Annotated in this window: 14 protein-coding genes and 1 pseudogene; 13 read left to right on the forward strand and 2 right to left on the reverse strand. The window is 40.7% G+C overall.

Annotated elements, in window-relative coordinates:
* Window positions 1-164 precede the first annotated feature (164 nt).
* From G340_RS17560 to glf, 10 genes are all read left to right on the forward strand, one after another.
* Window positions 165-1,187 carry a glycosyltransferase family 2 protein gene (locus G340_RS17560; RefSeq protein ID WP_081626957.1) on the forward strand — a complete coding sequence of 341 codons (1,023 nt, stop codon included), beginning with the start codon at window positions 165-167 and terminating at the stop codon, window positions 1,185-1,187.
* Window positions 1,180-2,154 (forward strand): DUF4422 domain-containing protein, encoded by a 975-nt coding sequence (locus G340_RS17565; protein ID WP_033402292.1) that lies wholly within the window; start codon window positions 1,180-1,182, stop codon window positions 2,152-2,154. Before G340_RS17560 ends, G340_RS17565 begins: the two co-directional genes overlap by 8 nt.
* A 242-nt stretch (window positions 2,155-2,396) precedes the next feature.
* Window positions 2,397-3,878: an ABC transporter permease gene (locus G340_RS17300; protein ID WP_020074181.1), complete on the forward strand. Its 1,482-nt coding sequence runs from the start codon at window positions 2,397-2,399 to the stop codon at window positions 3,876-3,878.
* Window positions 3,879-3,890: 12 nt separating this feature from the next.
* Window positions 3,891-4,619: an ABC transporter ATP-binding protein gene (locus G340_RS0113505; protein ID WP_020074182.1), complete on the forward strand. Its 729-nt coding sequence runs from the start codon at window positions 3,891-3,893 to the stop codon at window positions 4,617-4,619.
* Window positions 4,620-4,701: 82 nt separating this feature from the next.
* Window positions 4,702-6,621, forward strand: a complete 1,920-nt coding sequence (locus G340_RS0113510) for a DUF4422 domain-containing protein (protein ID WP_020074183.1) — start codon at window positions 4,702-4,704, stop codon at window positions 6,619-6,621.
* 37 nt (window positions 6,622-6,658) lie between these two features.
* On the forward strand, window positions 6,659-7,432 hold the full coding sequence (rfbF, locus tag G340_RS0113515) for a glucose-1-phosphate cytidylyltransferase (protein WP_020074184.1): 774 nt from the start codon (window positions 6,659-6,661) through the stop codon (window positions 7,430-7,432).
* 2 nt (window positions 7,433-7,434) lie between these two features.
* A complete protein-coding gene (rfbG, locus tag G340_RS0113520) occupies window positions 7,435-8,490 on the forward strand; it encodes a CDP-glucose 4,6-dehydratase (RefSeq protein ID WP_020074185.1) in 1,056 nt (351 codons plus the stop codon).
* A gap of 2 nt (window positions 8,491-8,492) precedes the next feature.
* A complete protein-coding gene (locus G340_RS0113525) occupies window positions 8,493-9,419 on the forward strand; it encodes an NAD-dependent epimerase/dehydratase family protein (RefSeq protein ID WP_020074186.1) in 927 nt (308 codons plus the stop codon).
* Window positions 9,416-9,991, forward strand: a complete 576-nt coding sequence (gene rfbC / locus G340_RS0113530; RefSeq protein WP_020074187.1) for a dTDP-4-dehydrorhamnose 3,5-epimerase — start codon at window positions 9,416-9,418, stop codon at window positions 9,989-9,991. The genes G340_RS0113525 and rfbC overlap by 4 nt, the downstream gene beginning before the upstream one ends.
* Before the next feature lies 1 nt (window position 9,992).
* Window positions 9,993-11,144 (forward strand): UDP-galactopyranose mutase, encoded by a 1,152-nt coding sequence (gene glf, locus G340_RS0113535; RefSeq protein WP_326522411.1) that lies wholly within the window; start codon window positions 9,993-9,995, stop codon window positions 11,142-11,144.
* Here the strand turns inward: glf and G340_RS18265 are convergent.
* Window positions 11,130-11,396, reverse strand: coding sequence for a hypothetical protein (locus tag G340_RS18265; protein ID WP_020074189.1), 267 nt, complete (start codon window positions 11,394-11,396; stop codon window positions 11,130-11,132). The two genes, glf and G340_RS18265, sit on opposite strands and share 15 nt — an antisense overlap.
* Window positions 11,397-11,425: 29 nt before the next feature.
* On the opposite strand from G340_RS18265, the pseudogene G340_RS17140 reads away from it, so the two are divergent.
* Both G340_RS17140 and G340_RS16880 read left to right on the forward strand, forming a co-directional pair.
* A pseudogene (locus G340_RS17140) lies at window positions 11,426-12,615 on the forward strand (IS256 family transposase).
* Window positions 12,616-12,703: 88 nt separating this feature from the next.
* Entirely contained in the window at window positions 12,704-13,618 is a 915-nt protein-coding gene (locus G340_RS16880) for a zinc ribbon domain-containing protein (RefSeq protein ID WP_020074190.1), read from the forward strand.
* Here G340_RS16880 and G340_RS0113555 read toward each other — a convergent pair.
* Window positions 13,563-14,555 (reverse strand): biotin--[acetyl-CoA-carboxylase] ligase, encoded by a 993-nt coding sequence (locus G340_RS0113555; RefSeq protein ID WP_027104012.1) that lies wholly within the window; start codon window positions 14,553-14,555, stop codon window positions 13,563-13,565. The two genes, G340_RS16880 and G340_RS0113555, sit on opposite strands and share 56 nt — an antisense overlap.
* Window positions 14,556-15,315: 760 nt before the next feature.
* Between G340_RS0113555 and G340_RS0113560 the strand changes: the two genes are divergently transcribed.
* Entirely contained in the window at window positions 15,316-15,513 is a 198-nt protein-coding gene (locus G340_RS0113560) for a DUF951 domain-containing protein (protein WP_020074192.1), read from the forward strand.
* Window positions 15,514-15,550 lie beyond the last annotated feature (37 nt).

Genomic DNA, 15,550 nt, shown 5'->3' on the forward strand with positions numbered 1-15,550 from the left:
CAATCATTTAGTATGAATTATTTAAGCGTGAGTTTAATTGAAAATTTATGGGTATTTATGTTATAATATCGATGGTACACAGAAAGTCGATTAATGTGGAAAATACGTAAATCAATTTCAAAGGCGATGCTTTAGTGCAAAGTTATTAGAGGTGATAAATTAGCATGGAAAAATCAACGGGGCCGCATAGTTCTCCATTTTTTTCTTTTATTATACCAGTTTATAATGTTGCAGAATATCTGCCACAGTGCGTTTATAGCATAGTAAATCAGAACTTTGTTGATTTTGAAATTATACTTGTTGATAATGCTTCAACTGATAATTGCTTTAAATTGTGCAATGAATTTGCTAATAAAGATAATCGAGTTGTAGTTCATCATTTAAGTACAAATATTGGTGTTTCGGGAGCAAGAAACCTTGGAATCAAATGTGCTTTAGGAACCTATATACTTTTTATAGATTCGGATGATTTTATTATGCCAAATACTTTAATGAGGTTAAGGGAAATAATTACAGATCAAATATATCCAGATGTAGTTTTTCTTGATACAATAAAAGTATATTCAAATGGTTTGAAGATTCCAATGGGAGAAAATTTTTGTTCTTCTAAAATTAATGGTATGTCTTCACTCAGTGTGTTAAATCATTTATCCTTTTTAAAAAAATATCCGGGTAGCGCCTGGGCAAAAGCGATTAAAAGCGATATTTTGGATGATAGGTTAACGTTTTTAGAGAATCTTGTGTCTGTGGAAGATGTTGAGTGGACGTTTAGACTTTTCGGAGTGGCTAATAGTTATGCATATTGTCCGCTCGATTTTTATTGTTATAGACAACGCAATAATTCTATTACGAAATCATATACGCCTTCACGGGCTTTGGCTTTTTTTCAAATAATTGAAAAATGGGCTCAAGAACAGCCTGAAAATGAATACAGGTTGATAATTAACTCTTTTTTAGCTTATCAATACATGATTTTATTATTTAATTTGTCTAATTTAAATCGAGTTGGCACAAAGACACTATATATGAGGGCGGATCGACTAAAATGGATATTATCATATAGTAGATCTCCACGATGCAAACTTGCGCATATTAGTGTTGCTGTTTTTGGCGTTTATTGGACATCCCGCTTATTACAAATATACCATAAGATTTTTTTAGTTAAAGGGGATGAAATGGTTGCCTGACATAAAAATTTTTGTATCAAGACGCATTGATATTGAAAGTGAATATATTAATTATTCTATCTATTATCCTATGCGTTGTGGTGCAATTTTTGATAATTCTTTATCTCCCTCTTGTGATGGAGATAATACTGGAGATAATATTTCACAAAAACGTATGTCTTTTTGCGAATTCACAGTGCAATATTGGGCATGGAAAAATTACAAAGCAGAATACTATGGTATGTGTCATTACCGTAGATATCTTTCTTTTGTTAATTCGCATATTGGGACTCAATTTAACACTAATCAATACAACATGTTGTGTGTTCCGTTATTAACAAAAAGAAGCGCAGAAAAATATGTTATAAATAACAACAATTATGTTAAAGATTTAATTTCACAATATGATGCAGTTGTGTCAAAATCCGCCATAGTAGAAAAAATATCAGTACCTTCAGGAAATAGTGTCGGTACGGTTAGTTCTTTATGGGAAAGTTATGATGGAATTTATATAAAAAAATCGTCTTTAAATTTGTTAATAAAATTAATTGAGGAACATTTTCCTCAATATCTTAATTCTGCTATTGAATATCTTGGAGGAAATGAGCATAGAGGATTTAATTGTTTTGTTATGAAAAGAGATTTATTTTATAAAATGTGTCAGTTTCAGTTTGATATAATGTTTGAATTAGAAAAACAATTAGATACTGTAGGATATACGGAAACAATGAGACGCACTCCGGCTTTTGTCGGCGAAATATTATATGGCGTATTTGTATACCATATACAGAAACAAAATAAATATAAAATTTTAGAACTACCTATAGTCTTTTTTTACAAGACAGAAAGAGTTACATCTTTTGCGAAAGCATTGATCATTAACATTTATTATTATATGGCATTTACAATTCGAAAAATATTGAATATATTAATGCCTGTTGGCTCAAAAAAGCGAAAGATATTAAAAAGGTTTATTTCCTTAATATGATTTTCTTTAGCGGAATAAGAAAAATATTATAGTCAAATTAGTTGTAATATTGTAATTTTTGGTTTATTCAATATACCTTGTTATTGATATTATCTGACTTAACTTGACAGCATATATTCGTTATAGTAAACTAAAATTCATAAAAAGTAGAATTTGGGGATTTTGCCATTATCATAAATAGGCTTGCTTAAACAGAAGAGTAATATGAAGTGAATATCCGTACAAGGAAGGACAAATGTTTTGTGAAACCTAATATAAATTGGTTAATCAGCAAAGTTGAAAATAATTTGGCCTTAAATCAACGCACGTTAAAGATATATAGTAAGATATTAGTTATTGGCTACTTGTTGATGTCTGTGATTTTTTATTTTTTAGCAGGAGAACAGCTTCATTTTCGCGAATCAAGAGAGAATATTAATATGCAAACAGCCAATTCTGGAACTGTGGAGTTAACTTCTGGGAGTCTGGCAGAACAAACATTCATCAATAACATTCAGAGAATTACATCTGTTTCTGTTGCATGGGGAACCTATAATAGGCACAATAAAGGAACGGTTTATATCGATGTTTATGAGTTGAATGGAAATATACAAATCATGCATCAGGAGTTGTCCGCTGGAGAAATAACAGAAGGATATATCAGTACGTTTACTTTTGAAAAACCTGTTGAAGGCTTAACAGGGGCTCCTTTGTTATTAAAAATAACAGCTGATTCTATGCCAGGAAGCGCTGTGTCACCATTAATGAACACGGCGGCTTCCAAGGATGGTTTTTTACTTTCTTTGAATGGGAATTCTGTTCCTGGGATGCTTTGCTTTTCGGTGAAGGGTGAAGATTATATTTGGATAGGTTTGCATTATTGGAAATTTGTTGTCGTTGGTGCATTCCTGCTCGTTTTTTATATATTAGTTACTCTGCACAGTATAAAGAATGGGAAAAAACCACTTCTATTTATGGCATTAGTCGCCATACGAAAATATCGATTTCTCATTCGTCAGTTGGTTGCCAGAGATTTCAAGGCTAAATATAAACGATCATTTTTTGGAATTTTATGGAGCTTTCTAAATCCGTTATTGACTATGCTTGTGCAATACCTTGTATTCTCTAACCTGTTTCGGTTTGATATTCCTTATTACTCCGTTTATCTGCTTTGCGGCATTGTAATCTTCAACTACTTTTCCGAAGCGTGCGGTATGACTTTAAATTCTATTGTTGGAAACGCAAGTTTGATAACAAAAGTCTATGTGCCTAAATATATATATCCACTTACCAGAGTCATATCTTCTTTTATCAATCTGTTAATTGCTATGGTTCCACTTCTTATCGTGACATTTGCATCGGGACTCTATCCGACAAAGGCTTATCTTCTGTTACCCTTTGTTTTAGTTTGTTTAGCAGTATTCTGCCTTGGCCTTGGCATGCTGTTGGCATCTGCCATGGTGTTTTTCAGGGATATGCAGTTTTTGTGGGGTGTAATTAGTATGGTCTGGATGTATTTAACGCCTCTATTTTATCCGGAGAGTATCCTTCCTTCCAGTGTTGCTATTCTTTTGAAGGGAAATCCTCTTTATTATTTTATTAAATTTGTAAGAGCCTGTGTGATGGATGGAATTTCTCCTGAGCCGATTATGTATGTGCTGTGTTTCTTTTTTGCTGTTATTTCCATTTTGCTTGGCGCTTTTGTGTTTAAAAAGACACAGGATCGTTTTGTATTGTATTTATAAGAGGTTTAAGAAATGAAGGAATTGATGATAGATGTTAAGGATGTTTCCATGCAGTTTAGGTTGTCAGGAGACCGAATCATGTCACTTAAGGAATTTGTAACAGCAAAAATTGGGGGTAAACTTACCTATGATGAATTTTGGGCTTTAAAAAATATAAGTTTTGAAGTATATAAAGGTGAAGTCTTTGGAATTATTGGGCGTAATGGATCTGGAAAAAGCACGTTGCTGAAAGTGATTTCTGGTATTCTTAAACCTACTGAAGGCGTGGTTAAGTGCCAAGGAAATGTTGTTCCCATGCTGGAGTTAGGTTCTGGTTTTGATATGGATTTAACCGGCAGGGAAAATATTTTCCTCAATGGCGCTATTTTAGGTTATTCTGAAGAATTCCTCCGCTCTGAATATGACAGAATACTGGAGTTTTCGGAGTTGGGCCATTTTATTGATGTGCCAATAAGAAATTATTCATCAGGAATGTTAATGAGATTGGCATTTTCTATTGCAACAATGGTAAATCCTCAGATATTGATTGTCGATGAGATTTTAGCTGTAGGCGACGAAGCTTTTCAGAAAAAGAGCAGGGACAGGATGATGCAGTTAATGTCAGGAGGAACAACAGTTTTGTTTGTGTCCCACAATTTGAGCCAAATTAAAGAATTATGTGATAGAGTTTTATGGCTGGATGGTGGCGGGGTGCGTATGTTGGATCTTGCAGATTTGGTATGCGATAGCTATGAAATATAAAATATATTGTCCTTTATAATGTTGAAACTTGAAAATAAGTTATACTGTTGCTCAATGATTATTATTTGAGGAGTGCCTTGCAATGAGTGAAAAAAAACCGGATATTAAAATTTTTGTTTCTCACCGCATTGATCAGGATAGTGAAACCATTGACAATCCGTTATATTTAAATGTGCGTTGCGGTGCCGTTTATGACACACGTGAGGACGTGTCTATGCTGGGTGATGACACGGGTGATAATATTTCGAATAAGGTAAATACATTTGGTGACCTTACAGTCCAATATTGGGCGTGGAAAAATGTTGAAGCGGATTATTATGGATTTTACAAAGCTAATCAGTATTTATTATTGCATTCAGATTTAAAAAATAATTTTGATAAAACTCCAAATTGTTTGAATGTATTATTTTCAGAAGATAATATAAAAAAATATCGCCTTAATTTAGCAGAAAGCAGTAAAGAGATTATTTCAAAATATAATGCTATTGTTGGAAAACCCAAGGAAAAAAAAGACACTTCATTTTTCTCATCTTTCATGAGTAAATTAGATGGATTTTGCATTGAAACTTATATTGAAACTATCCGATCAATTCAACCTGATTTTGGGGAAAGCGCTAAAAAATATAATGAATCAGAGTGGGAATTTGAAACGCCACTTTTTATTATGGATAAAAGTACTTTTTTTGAGCTATGTGAGTTTCAATTTTCTGTATTATTTGAGTTGGAAAAAAGCTTGAATGTTTCAAAACTAACCACCAATCAGTTAAACATTTTTGAGGTTTTCGGAGCATTTTTATTTGGTACTTTTATTTATTCAAAAAGAAGTACGTATCGATTAAAAATTAGCAATGCATACTATTTAATATTTAATTTTAGCAATATGTATAATAGTTTTCATCCTGCTTTTAATTATAATAATATTCCAATCATTTTATCTTCTAGTGATTTTTTCTCTCCATATTTGGGGGTATGCATAACTTCAATTATCAATTCCTCAAACTCTGAAAATAATTATGATATTATTGTTTTTGAACGAGATATGACGACATTAAATAAACATAGAATTTTGTCTTTAGTTCAGGGGAAAAACAATATTTCAATTCGTTTTTTTAATGTAGCCGAACAAATTAAAGATGCTAATTTCTTTATTAATAGTGATCGTATATCTCAAGAGACTTATTATGGCCTGTTAGTAGCATGGTTTCTTCCATATTACAAAAAAGCAATTATTATGGATTGTGACATGGTAGTAAAAAGAGACCTTTCGGATCTTTATGGTGTTTCATTGGAAGACAAAATCGGAGGTGGAGTTAATGATGTAATTTTACAAGGGTGGTTAAATGACCCCAATAACGATACATATGAATATTATGTTAAGGATTTGCACATTATCAATCCGTTTTTATGTTTTAACGGAGGATTAATATTATTAGATTTAGAAAAATTTCGCAATACCTTTACACGTGAAAAAATTATGAATTATATTAATAAATATAAATTAAGAGTAGTGGATCAAGACATTTTTAATATTCTTTTAGAAGGGCAAACTATGTTGCTTGATACGAGATGGAATCACATGGTTTATGTTAATGGAGCGATTAGCGATGCCATTGCTCGCGCTCCAGCTACAGCACAAAGAAATTATTTTGAAGCTAAAAAAAATCCGTTTATTATTCACTATGCTAGTGAGAACAAGCCATGGTTTAATCCTGAACTGGAATTTGCAGACGATTTCTGGGAGATTGCCAGACAAACTATTTTTTATGAATCTATTTTAAACAGAATGGTCGACAAGAAAATGTCGTGTATTGGGATAACGGCTCCGATCGTAATTGACGCTCGTACAGGTATCCGCAAGCTGGCTGATAGATTACTTCCTATTGGAACTCGCCGCCGTAAGTTCGCAAAGTTGCTGATTCCTAAAGGTTCACTTCGTTGGAGATTCTGTAAACAAATCTATTATATATTCAAGCCGCAATATCGACCTGCAAAAGTGAAATAAGATATAGATAGAGCAGCAAAAGATGAGGAGTTATATTATGAAAGTATTGCTTTTAGCCGGTGGATTTGGGACCCGTATTTCAGAAGAAAGTCACCTCAAACCCAAGCCTATGATTGAAATAGGTGGGCAGCCCATTTTATGGCATGTAATGAAGTCTTATTCTTATTACGGTTTTAATGAGTTCGTGATATGTGCTGGTTATAAGCAACATGTAATAAAAGAATACTTTGCGGATTACTATCTTCATCGTTCGGACATAACGTTTGATTTTTGTAACGGCAACGGTATAACGATACATAATAATGTTGCTGAGCCGTGGAAAGTTACGGTGGTCGATACCGGACTAAACACCATGACGGGCGGTCGCATTAAACGGGTTAGGGATTACATAGGCAATGATCCTTTTATGATGACGTATGGCGATGGCGTATGCGATATTAATTTGAGTAAATTACTGGAGTACCATCAGTCTCACGGAAAGTTAGCTACTATGACTGCTGTTCAGCCAGGCGGACGATTTGGTACATTGGAAATCGAAACAGATAATACAATAAGTCGCTTTGCTGAAAAACGTAAAGAAGATGGTGGATGGATTAACGGTGGATTTATGGTGTTGGAGCCAAAAGTGTTAGATTATATTGCAGGAGATTCTACAATATTTGAACGAGAGCCCTTAGAGCAACTGTCAGAAGAGGGACAACTGGTTGCCTATCAATATGATGGTTTTTGGCAGTGTATGGATACATTGAGGGATAAACAACACCTTGAAGAATTACTGGAAAAAGGACAAGCTCCATGGAAGGTGTGGTAATAATGACCGATCTTTCTTTTTATAAAGGTAAGCGCGTTTTTGTCACGGGGCATACAGGATTCAAAGGAGTGTGGCTTTCACGTATATTGGTGAGCGCGCAAGCTGATGTGACGGGTTTTTCTTTGCCTGCGCCAACTGAACCCAACCTTTTCGCATTGGCAGGTCTTGAAGGGCAGATGACCTCGGTTATCGGCGATATTCGAGATATGTCCGCTTTAAAAAAAGCTTTTGATGTTGCAAAGCCCGAGATCGTACTGCATTTGGCGGCTCAGCCCATTGTACGGGATAGTTATAAAGACCCCGCCTGTACCTATGAAACAAACGTAATGGGCACCGTCAATATTCTGGAGTGCGTACGACTGTCTGACAGTGTAAAAAGCTTTCTCAATGTCACTACAGATAAAGTGTATGAAAATAAGGAATGGGAATGGGGCTATCGGGAAAATGAGCCTTTGGATGGATTCGACCCCTATTCCAATAGCAAAAGCTGTTCGGAGCTCGTAACACACAGCTATAAAAACAGTTTTTTTGCGGATGGTCGGGTTGCCATTAGCACCGCCAGAGCCGGTAATGTAATCGGCGGCGGCGACTTTGCAAACGACAGAATTATTCCCGATTGCGTAAGAGCTGTTCAAAAAAATGAGGTTATAGTGGTGCGCAATCCACACTCTACTCGGCCATATCAACATGTATTAGAGCCGCTGTTTGCTTATCTAATGATAGCTCAAAAGCAATATCAAGACCACAAGTTTGCTGGATGGTATAATGTTGGTCCGGATGATTGCGATTGCGTTACAACAGGAGAATTGGTGAATCTCTTTTGCAATGTATGGGGAAACAATGCAAGCTGGGAAAATAGATATGTTGGGGGACCCCATGAAGCTAATTTTCTTAAACTTGATTGTTCCAAAATTAAGAATGTATTTGGCTGGCGGCCTCGTTGGCATATTACAGATGCCATTGAAAAAACCTGTGAATGGACAAAAGCTTGGATGGCAGGGGACGATATTCCATTCATTATGGATCGTCAGATTAATGCTTTTAGGAGTGTAATTTGAGAATGAAAACAGCTGTAGTTACAGGTGCTAATGGCTTTGTGGGCAGCGCAGTTGTCAGAGAACTGCTTCAGCATGATTATTATATTTATGCTTTGGATTTGCAAGGATGCGATTACAATATACCGGATGCTGCTCAAGTTCAGTTTATTGCTTGCGACCTTTCGGATTTAGCTGCCTTACCTGAAAGAATTCCCTCGATAGACAATGCGTTGTTTTTTCATTTTGCATGGGCGGGGAGTGCGGGACCTGCCCGCGCCGATACCGCCTTACAGTTACAAAATGCTCAGTGGACCGTGGATGCGCTGCGTGTCGCAAAGCAGCTTGGTTGCAGGCGCTTTTTATGTGCGGGAAGTATCATGGAGCATGAAACGATGGCAGCTGCATATACACAAGGGAACCGTCCCGGATTGGGCTATATTTATGGCGGCGGAAAGTTAATAGCGCATGTTATGTGCATGTCGGTTGCTACAGACATTGGCATTGAGCTTGTTTGGCCGGAAATAACAAATGCCTATGGGGTTGGAGAGCGCAGCCCGCGCCTGGTAAATACAACCATTCAAAAGTGTTTGCGAGGTGAGTCTCCACAATTTACCGCCGGTACTCAAAACTATGATTTTGTGTATATTGATGATGTGGCAAGAGCATTTCGTCTAATTGGAGAAAACGGAAAACCATTTCATGAATATCTTATTGGAAGCTCTACGGCCCGCCCTCTTAAGGAGTTTTTATTAGAGATGCAATCCTCTATTGCTCCAAACCTGCCTTTTTACTTCGGTGATATTCCTTTTACCGGAATAGACTTGCCTTTATCGAAGTTTGATTGTTCAAAAACTGAACGGGATACTGGATTTCGAGCCGAGGTCACTTTTTCGGAAGGATGTAAGCGCACAATGGAATGGTGGAAAGCAAAGGAGGTTGAAAATTCATGATTCAGCAATTTGAATTTGAAAAAACATCTATTCCTGATCTGATGGAAATTACTTCATTCAATGCAGACGATGTTCGAGGTTGTTTTACCAAAGACTATTCCAAAGAAGTTTTTGAAGCAAATGGTATTAAACATGACTTGCAGGAAGTGTTTTATACTACTTCCCATAAAGGCGTTATTCGTGCAATACATTTTCAACGGGTTAAACAGCAACCGAAGCTTGTAAGATGCATTAGTGGTCATGTGTGGGATGTGGTTGTCGATTTGAGAAAAAATAGCTCTACATTTAAAAAGTGGCTTAGTTTTGAATTAACTGGTGATAATCGCAAAGAGATATTAATACCGGCAGGGTGCGGGCACGGTTATCTCGTGATTGAGCCATCGATAGTTTCTTATAAGTGTTCGGAGAAGTTTTATGGTGAATATGATGACGGAATTTTATGGAATGATCCGGAACTTGGAGTTGAATGGCCGTTGGATAGAGTCGGCGGGGCAAAGAAGTTGATTTTAGCAGAGAAGGATAAGGGGTTACAGTCTTTTAAAGCCTTTATGGAAACGTATGGCGGATTTTAACATGGATAAAGATGTTTTAATAGTTGGCTGTGGTTTGTGCGGTTCCGTTATTGCACGCGAATTGGCCGAAAAAGGCTTGCAAGTTCAAATTTGGGAGCGTCGCAATCACATTGGCGGTAATATGTATGACTATACAGATGAACATGGAATCTTAGTGCAGAAATATGGTCCTCATGCTTTCCACACCAAAGAGAAATATCTTTGTGAGTATATATGTCACTACGGTGAATGGCATCCGTACAAATTAACTTGTGGTGCGATGTTTGATAACAAATATACTCCTACGCCTTTTAATTTTACTACCATTGATACTTTTTATCCAAAGGAATCAGCAACCAAATTAAAAGAAAAATTACTTAATGCCTTTGAGGGGCAATCGACCGCTACTGTTCTAGAGGTTTTGCAGCACCCGGATCCGGATATCCGCGGTTACGCAGAATTTCTCTTTCAAAAAGATTATGCCCCCTATACAGCAAAGCAGTGGGGCATTTCTCTGTCTGAAATTGACCCCAGTGTGTTGAAAAGGGTGCCGTTACGCTTTTCCTATGATGAGGGATATTTTGATGATCCGTATCAAGAGATGCCTGTTAACAGCTTCGATGCGTTTTTTAAAAGTTTGCTGGATCATCCCAACATTTCCATCAAACTGGAGCAGGATGCCCTTGAATTTTTAACGGTATCTTCTTCAGGAACAGAGTTGTTTTTGGATGGTAAATCAATTTCTTTTCCAGTAATTTATACAGGTACCTTGGATGAATTGTTTGGTTGCTGTGCAGGTCGACTTCCTTATCGATCTTTGCGCTTCGATTGGAAATATGAAGAAAAAGAAAGCCTACAGGAAGTGCCAGTTGTTGCCTATCCCCAAGCGCCTGGTTATACTAGAATTACGGAATACAAAAAGCTACCGTATCAGGATGTTCGAGGAACATCGTACGCAGTAGAGTATCCATTGCCTTACCAACTCGAGCAAGAAACGGAACCGTATTATCCTGTGTTGACAGAAGAAAGCAAACAGCAGTACATGGTTTATCGGGGAATGGCTGAAAAAATTCCTAATCTAATCCCATGCGGAAGATTGGCGGATTTTCAGTATTATGATATGGACCAGGCATTAAAACGAGCTTTGGAAGTGCTTGATTCATTGCAGATATAGTTCAATAATGAGAAAATTCACGGTATCAAACTTATATTTTTTAATATTTTGTGTCCAGTCTTTTGGTTTAGCTGAAATGACGACATTTTTATCTAGCTTCTTACAGAGTTCCTGTTCGGTATCAAACAGGAACTCTTCTTCATTTTCTACCAAATCTTGATGGCCTTTTAGATAAGGTAGAATAAGTTGCGCAAATTGAAAAAGGATAAAAAGAGACACAGTTTGCAGTTTTTGATAGAATGAAGTTACCACACCACCATTCTGAAAGGAGACAGCAAACTATGTCCGAGAAAATTGTACAGTTAAATGAAGAAGTAATCAAGGGGCAAATCAAGGAATTAGTCCGTGGGAGCGTGGAGGAAACGCTGAACGGGCTGCTGGAGGCAGAGGCGCAGAAGCTGACCCAGGCCGCACGTTACGAACGCAACGAAGAGCGGCAGGGGTATCGCAGCGGCCATTACCAGCGCAATCTTACGACCTGTTCCGGAGATGTGACATTGAATGTACCCCGTCTGAAAGGCGTAACCTTTGAGACGGCAATCATTGAGCGGTACCGCCTCCGGGAGAGCAGCGTAGAGGAAGCCCTGATCGAGATTGTACCTGGCTGGTGTATCCGTGCGCCGTGTGGAGGATATTACGGAGGCACTGTGGGGCAATAAGGTTTCTCCGTCCACCATCAGTGAGCTGAACAAGAAAGCCTACGTTCACATTGAGGACTGGCGTAACCGTCCCTTGCAATGCGGCAAATACCTGTATGTTTACGTAGACGGCATCTATCTGCGCCGCAACTGGGGCGGAGAGTATGAAAACGTAGCGATTCTGATAGCGATTGCGGTCAACGAGGACGGATATCGTGAGGTTTTGGGTGCCGCCGAGGGGATGAAGGAGGACAAGGCCAGCTGGGTAAACTTCTTTCAGTGGCTGAGAGGGCGAGGTCTTGAGGGAGTCAAGCTGGTAGTTGGGGACAAGTGCCTTGGCATGCTCGAGGCAGTGGGCGAAGTCTACCCTGACGCCAAATACCAGCGCTGCACCGTCCATTTTTACCGCAATGTTTTCTCCGTTGTTCCTCGTTCCAAGGGCAAGCTGGTTGCCAAAATGCTCAAAGCCATTCATGCGAAGGAGAGCAAGACTGCATCGCTAGCAAAGGCCAGAGACGTGGTTGCTGCCCTAAAAGACTTGAAACTGAAGGAAGCCGCCAAAAAGGTTGAGGAGAGTGGAGGAGACCCTTACCTATATGGCGTTTCCCTTTGAGCATTGGACGCGTATCCGAACCAATAACGCCATTGAACGGCTCAACCGGGAGATCCGCCGCCGTACTCGTGTGGTGGGCGCTTTTCCTGACGGCAACTCTGCCCTTATGCTGGTCTGTGCCCGATTGCGTCATGTTGCAGGTACTCAGTGGGGCAACAAGAAGTACATGAATATGAAGCATTTGGAGGCCATCTTGGACAACGATTCATTGGCCGGTTGACCTCATTCTATACCAGGCTGCAAACCAATTTGCGCATAACTCTTGACACTACCGGTTTTTCAGCAACCATATCCATCAAGCCAATATTGTGGACTACCGTGTTTTTGCCAAAGCACAAGAGCAGCGCAAGCATCGCACCAATACCAATTATCGGGGAATCAAAAAATATGAAAACGCCTATTCCGGCTTTTTAGTGTGTGGAGATTGCGGTGCGCCGATGTTTTCTATGAGCTGCGACCTAAAGCCCGCCTACATTTGCGGCAGCTACCACCGCAGGGGGCGAAAGGGCTGTACCAGCCACCATACGCGGGTGGATTTGCTGGACGATTTGCTCAAACGGTATATTCGCATGGTGAAAGAAAACTCGGCCGATATGCTGGAGCAACTGAACGCCGCCATTCAAAACGAGAGCACCGCGGTCAAGCACAACGAGGAAACCTCGGCGATTTTGCAGCGGCAGCTCGACGACGCCTACGAGGAGCTGAAGGCAACCAAGCGGCAACGTATATGGGATGTGATGAAACATCCCGACAAAGAAGCTTTGCTGGAGCAGACCTATGACGAAATGGAGGCGGAGCTGGAGGACAGAATTACAGGGCTGAAAAATCAGCTTGAGCTGACCGCCAACAAGCGCAACACCATCATACAGGTCAACCGCATCGCCCGCACCGCAATGGAGATTTTCGACGAGATTCTTTCCAAGGACAAGCTGGACAAAACCGATTTGGAGCTGATTATCGAAAAAATCACCGTGTATGAAAACCGCATCGAAATCAAGCTGAAAGCGGATATCGACCACCTGCTCCAATGCGGGATAGCTGAGGAAGCCTCAAATTTTAAGCAAGGCATCGTAAATAACGCGACCAAAGTCACGCAATCCAGCGTCAAGCACGCGGATAAGGTTTACGATGTCAGTGTTGTCAGTGACGGCGAGCCGCCTCCGTTCCTTATGCTTCGGGTGTCTGCCCGTAGATGCCCTGCACGACGACCTCGCCGGAATTGATCTGTATGCGCTCGCCATCGCCGGTTTGAACCACCAGCTCGCCGCCGCCGGTAATATCCACCGCCGTGCCGATGATTTTCTCGTGCCCCCGCGTCGCGCCCACCGTGCGGTTCAGCGAAACGCAGCTTTCTTTATAGGCCTGCAGCCAGCGGCTGCTTCCCTGAACGAAATATTCCTGATAAAGCGCCTCGAACTCCTTTAATATCTGCCGCAGCAGCAGCACGCGCGAAACCGGCGCGCCGGTTTCAAGGCGCAGAGAGGTCGCTTTTGCCTTGAGCTCCTCAGCGAAGCCTTCGTCGTTCACATTGACCCCGATGCCGACAACCGCAAAATGGACACGGTCGATTTCGGCGGTCATCTCCGTTAAAATCCCGCACACCTTTTTGCTGCCGATGACGATGTCGTTCGGCCACTTGATCTTCGCGTCGCAGCCGGTCAAAGAGTGAATCGCCCGGCTGACAGCCAGCCCCGCCAGCAGCGTCAGGTTCGAGACCTGCGGGGGCGCGGCGTCGGGGCGCAGCAATACCGTAAACCACAGGCCTGACTTCGGCGGGCTCTGCCACGGGCGGCCCAGCCGGCCTTTCCCGCCGTTTTGCTGTTCCGCCACAAATACGGCGCCGTGGGGCGCACCCTTGTGTGCCTGGCGCTTTGCCTCCTCATTTGTGGAGTCGATCTCCGCAAAAACGGATACGGTTTGTCCAAACGCTTCGGTCGAAAGACCGCTTTGTATCTCGGTGGGGGTCAGCGCGTCGGAGGAATTCAGAATGCGGTAGCCGCGGTTCGTCACCGATTCAATCACATAGCCGCTCTCGCGCAGGCTGTTGATGTTCTTCCATATTGCGGAACGCGAAATCCCCAGGCGTCGGCTCAGTTCCTCGCCCGAAAGATAATCTTTGCTCTCTTTTAAATATTGTAGTATAATGTTTTCCTTTTTCATATCGTTTTCTCCGTCCTTTTTCATCCGGTTCTGTTCCCATTATAGACCGTTTTCCCCCGGATAGGCAAGCACAGAAAGGCGAACTGCAGAATTTTTGAAAAAGCATGGGAGTTTTTTGCAATTGGTGCTATAATAACCTCACGGCGCAAGCCAAATTAAATCAAATCAAATCTTTGGGCGTATGAGAGAACATTAAAGTGTGATTCTCCAGCTTAAGGAATCGCTTTTTAGGAAAGAGCATGGTCTTATAGGTGTTATCGTGCTATAATATAGAAAGTATTTAAATGTCTCGGTGAATTTTCTCCTTCCAACATTTAGAGATGTGATTGTGATAAAGCAGATCATTTTTTCTGTGCTTTTTTCGCGATGTGCGCGCAAGCGCGGCCTGTCTGCTGAGGCAGGGCTTACCTCTCGTGCCGTGTCGGGCATTTACTTTCTTTACGAAAAAAAAGTAAACAAAGATTCGCCAAGGGGGAGAGCTTTGATTCTCTCCCCCTTGGAACCCCTCTCAACGGCCAAAGGCACTGTCTATGGAAACCGGAAGAGGCTCCCGCTCTGGTGCTAATCCACGCACAGGCACGGCCTGCGCAAGCAGAATTTCCACGCAGGAGCACCTGCTGAAAATCAGCTCTTTACATTCCAAAGATAAAAGAAGAAAGCCTACCGGCACGAGGAGCAATCCCGCGCCGGCAAAATCCCCGCGGAGCCTCTCTGCAAAAGAAAATCCGCATTGAAATAATGAACTGAGGAGGGATACGGTATGGACGTACGGCCCGGCGATGTTTTACAGATGAAAAAGCCGCATCCCTGCGGCAGTAAGGAATTTTTGGTGCTGCGCGCCGGCATGGATTTTAAAATCCGGTGCAGGGGCTGCGGGCACGAGGTAATGGTTCCACGCCTGAAATGCGAAAAAAACATCAAGAAGATTCTGCGCGAAGAAACGCAGGATACCTTGTAGCTGCCTTGCCGATCACTCCGTTTGATTCCATATTAGG

Origin of the sequence: Faecalispora sporosphaeroides DSM 1294, from assembly GCA_000383295.1 — a bacterium.
GTDB classification, from domain to species: Bacteria; Bacillota; Clostridia; order Oscillospirales; family Acutalibacteraceae; genus Faecalispora; species Faecalispora sporosphaeroides.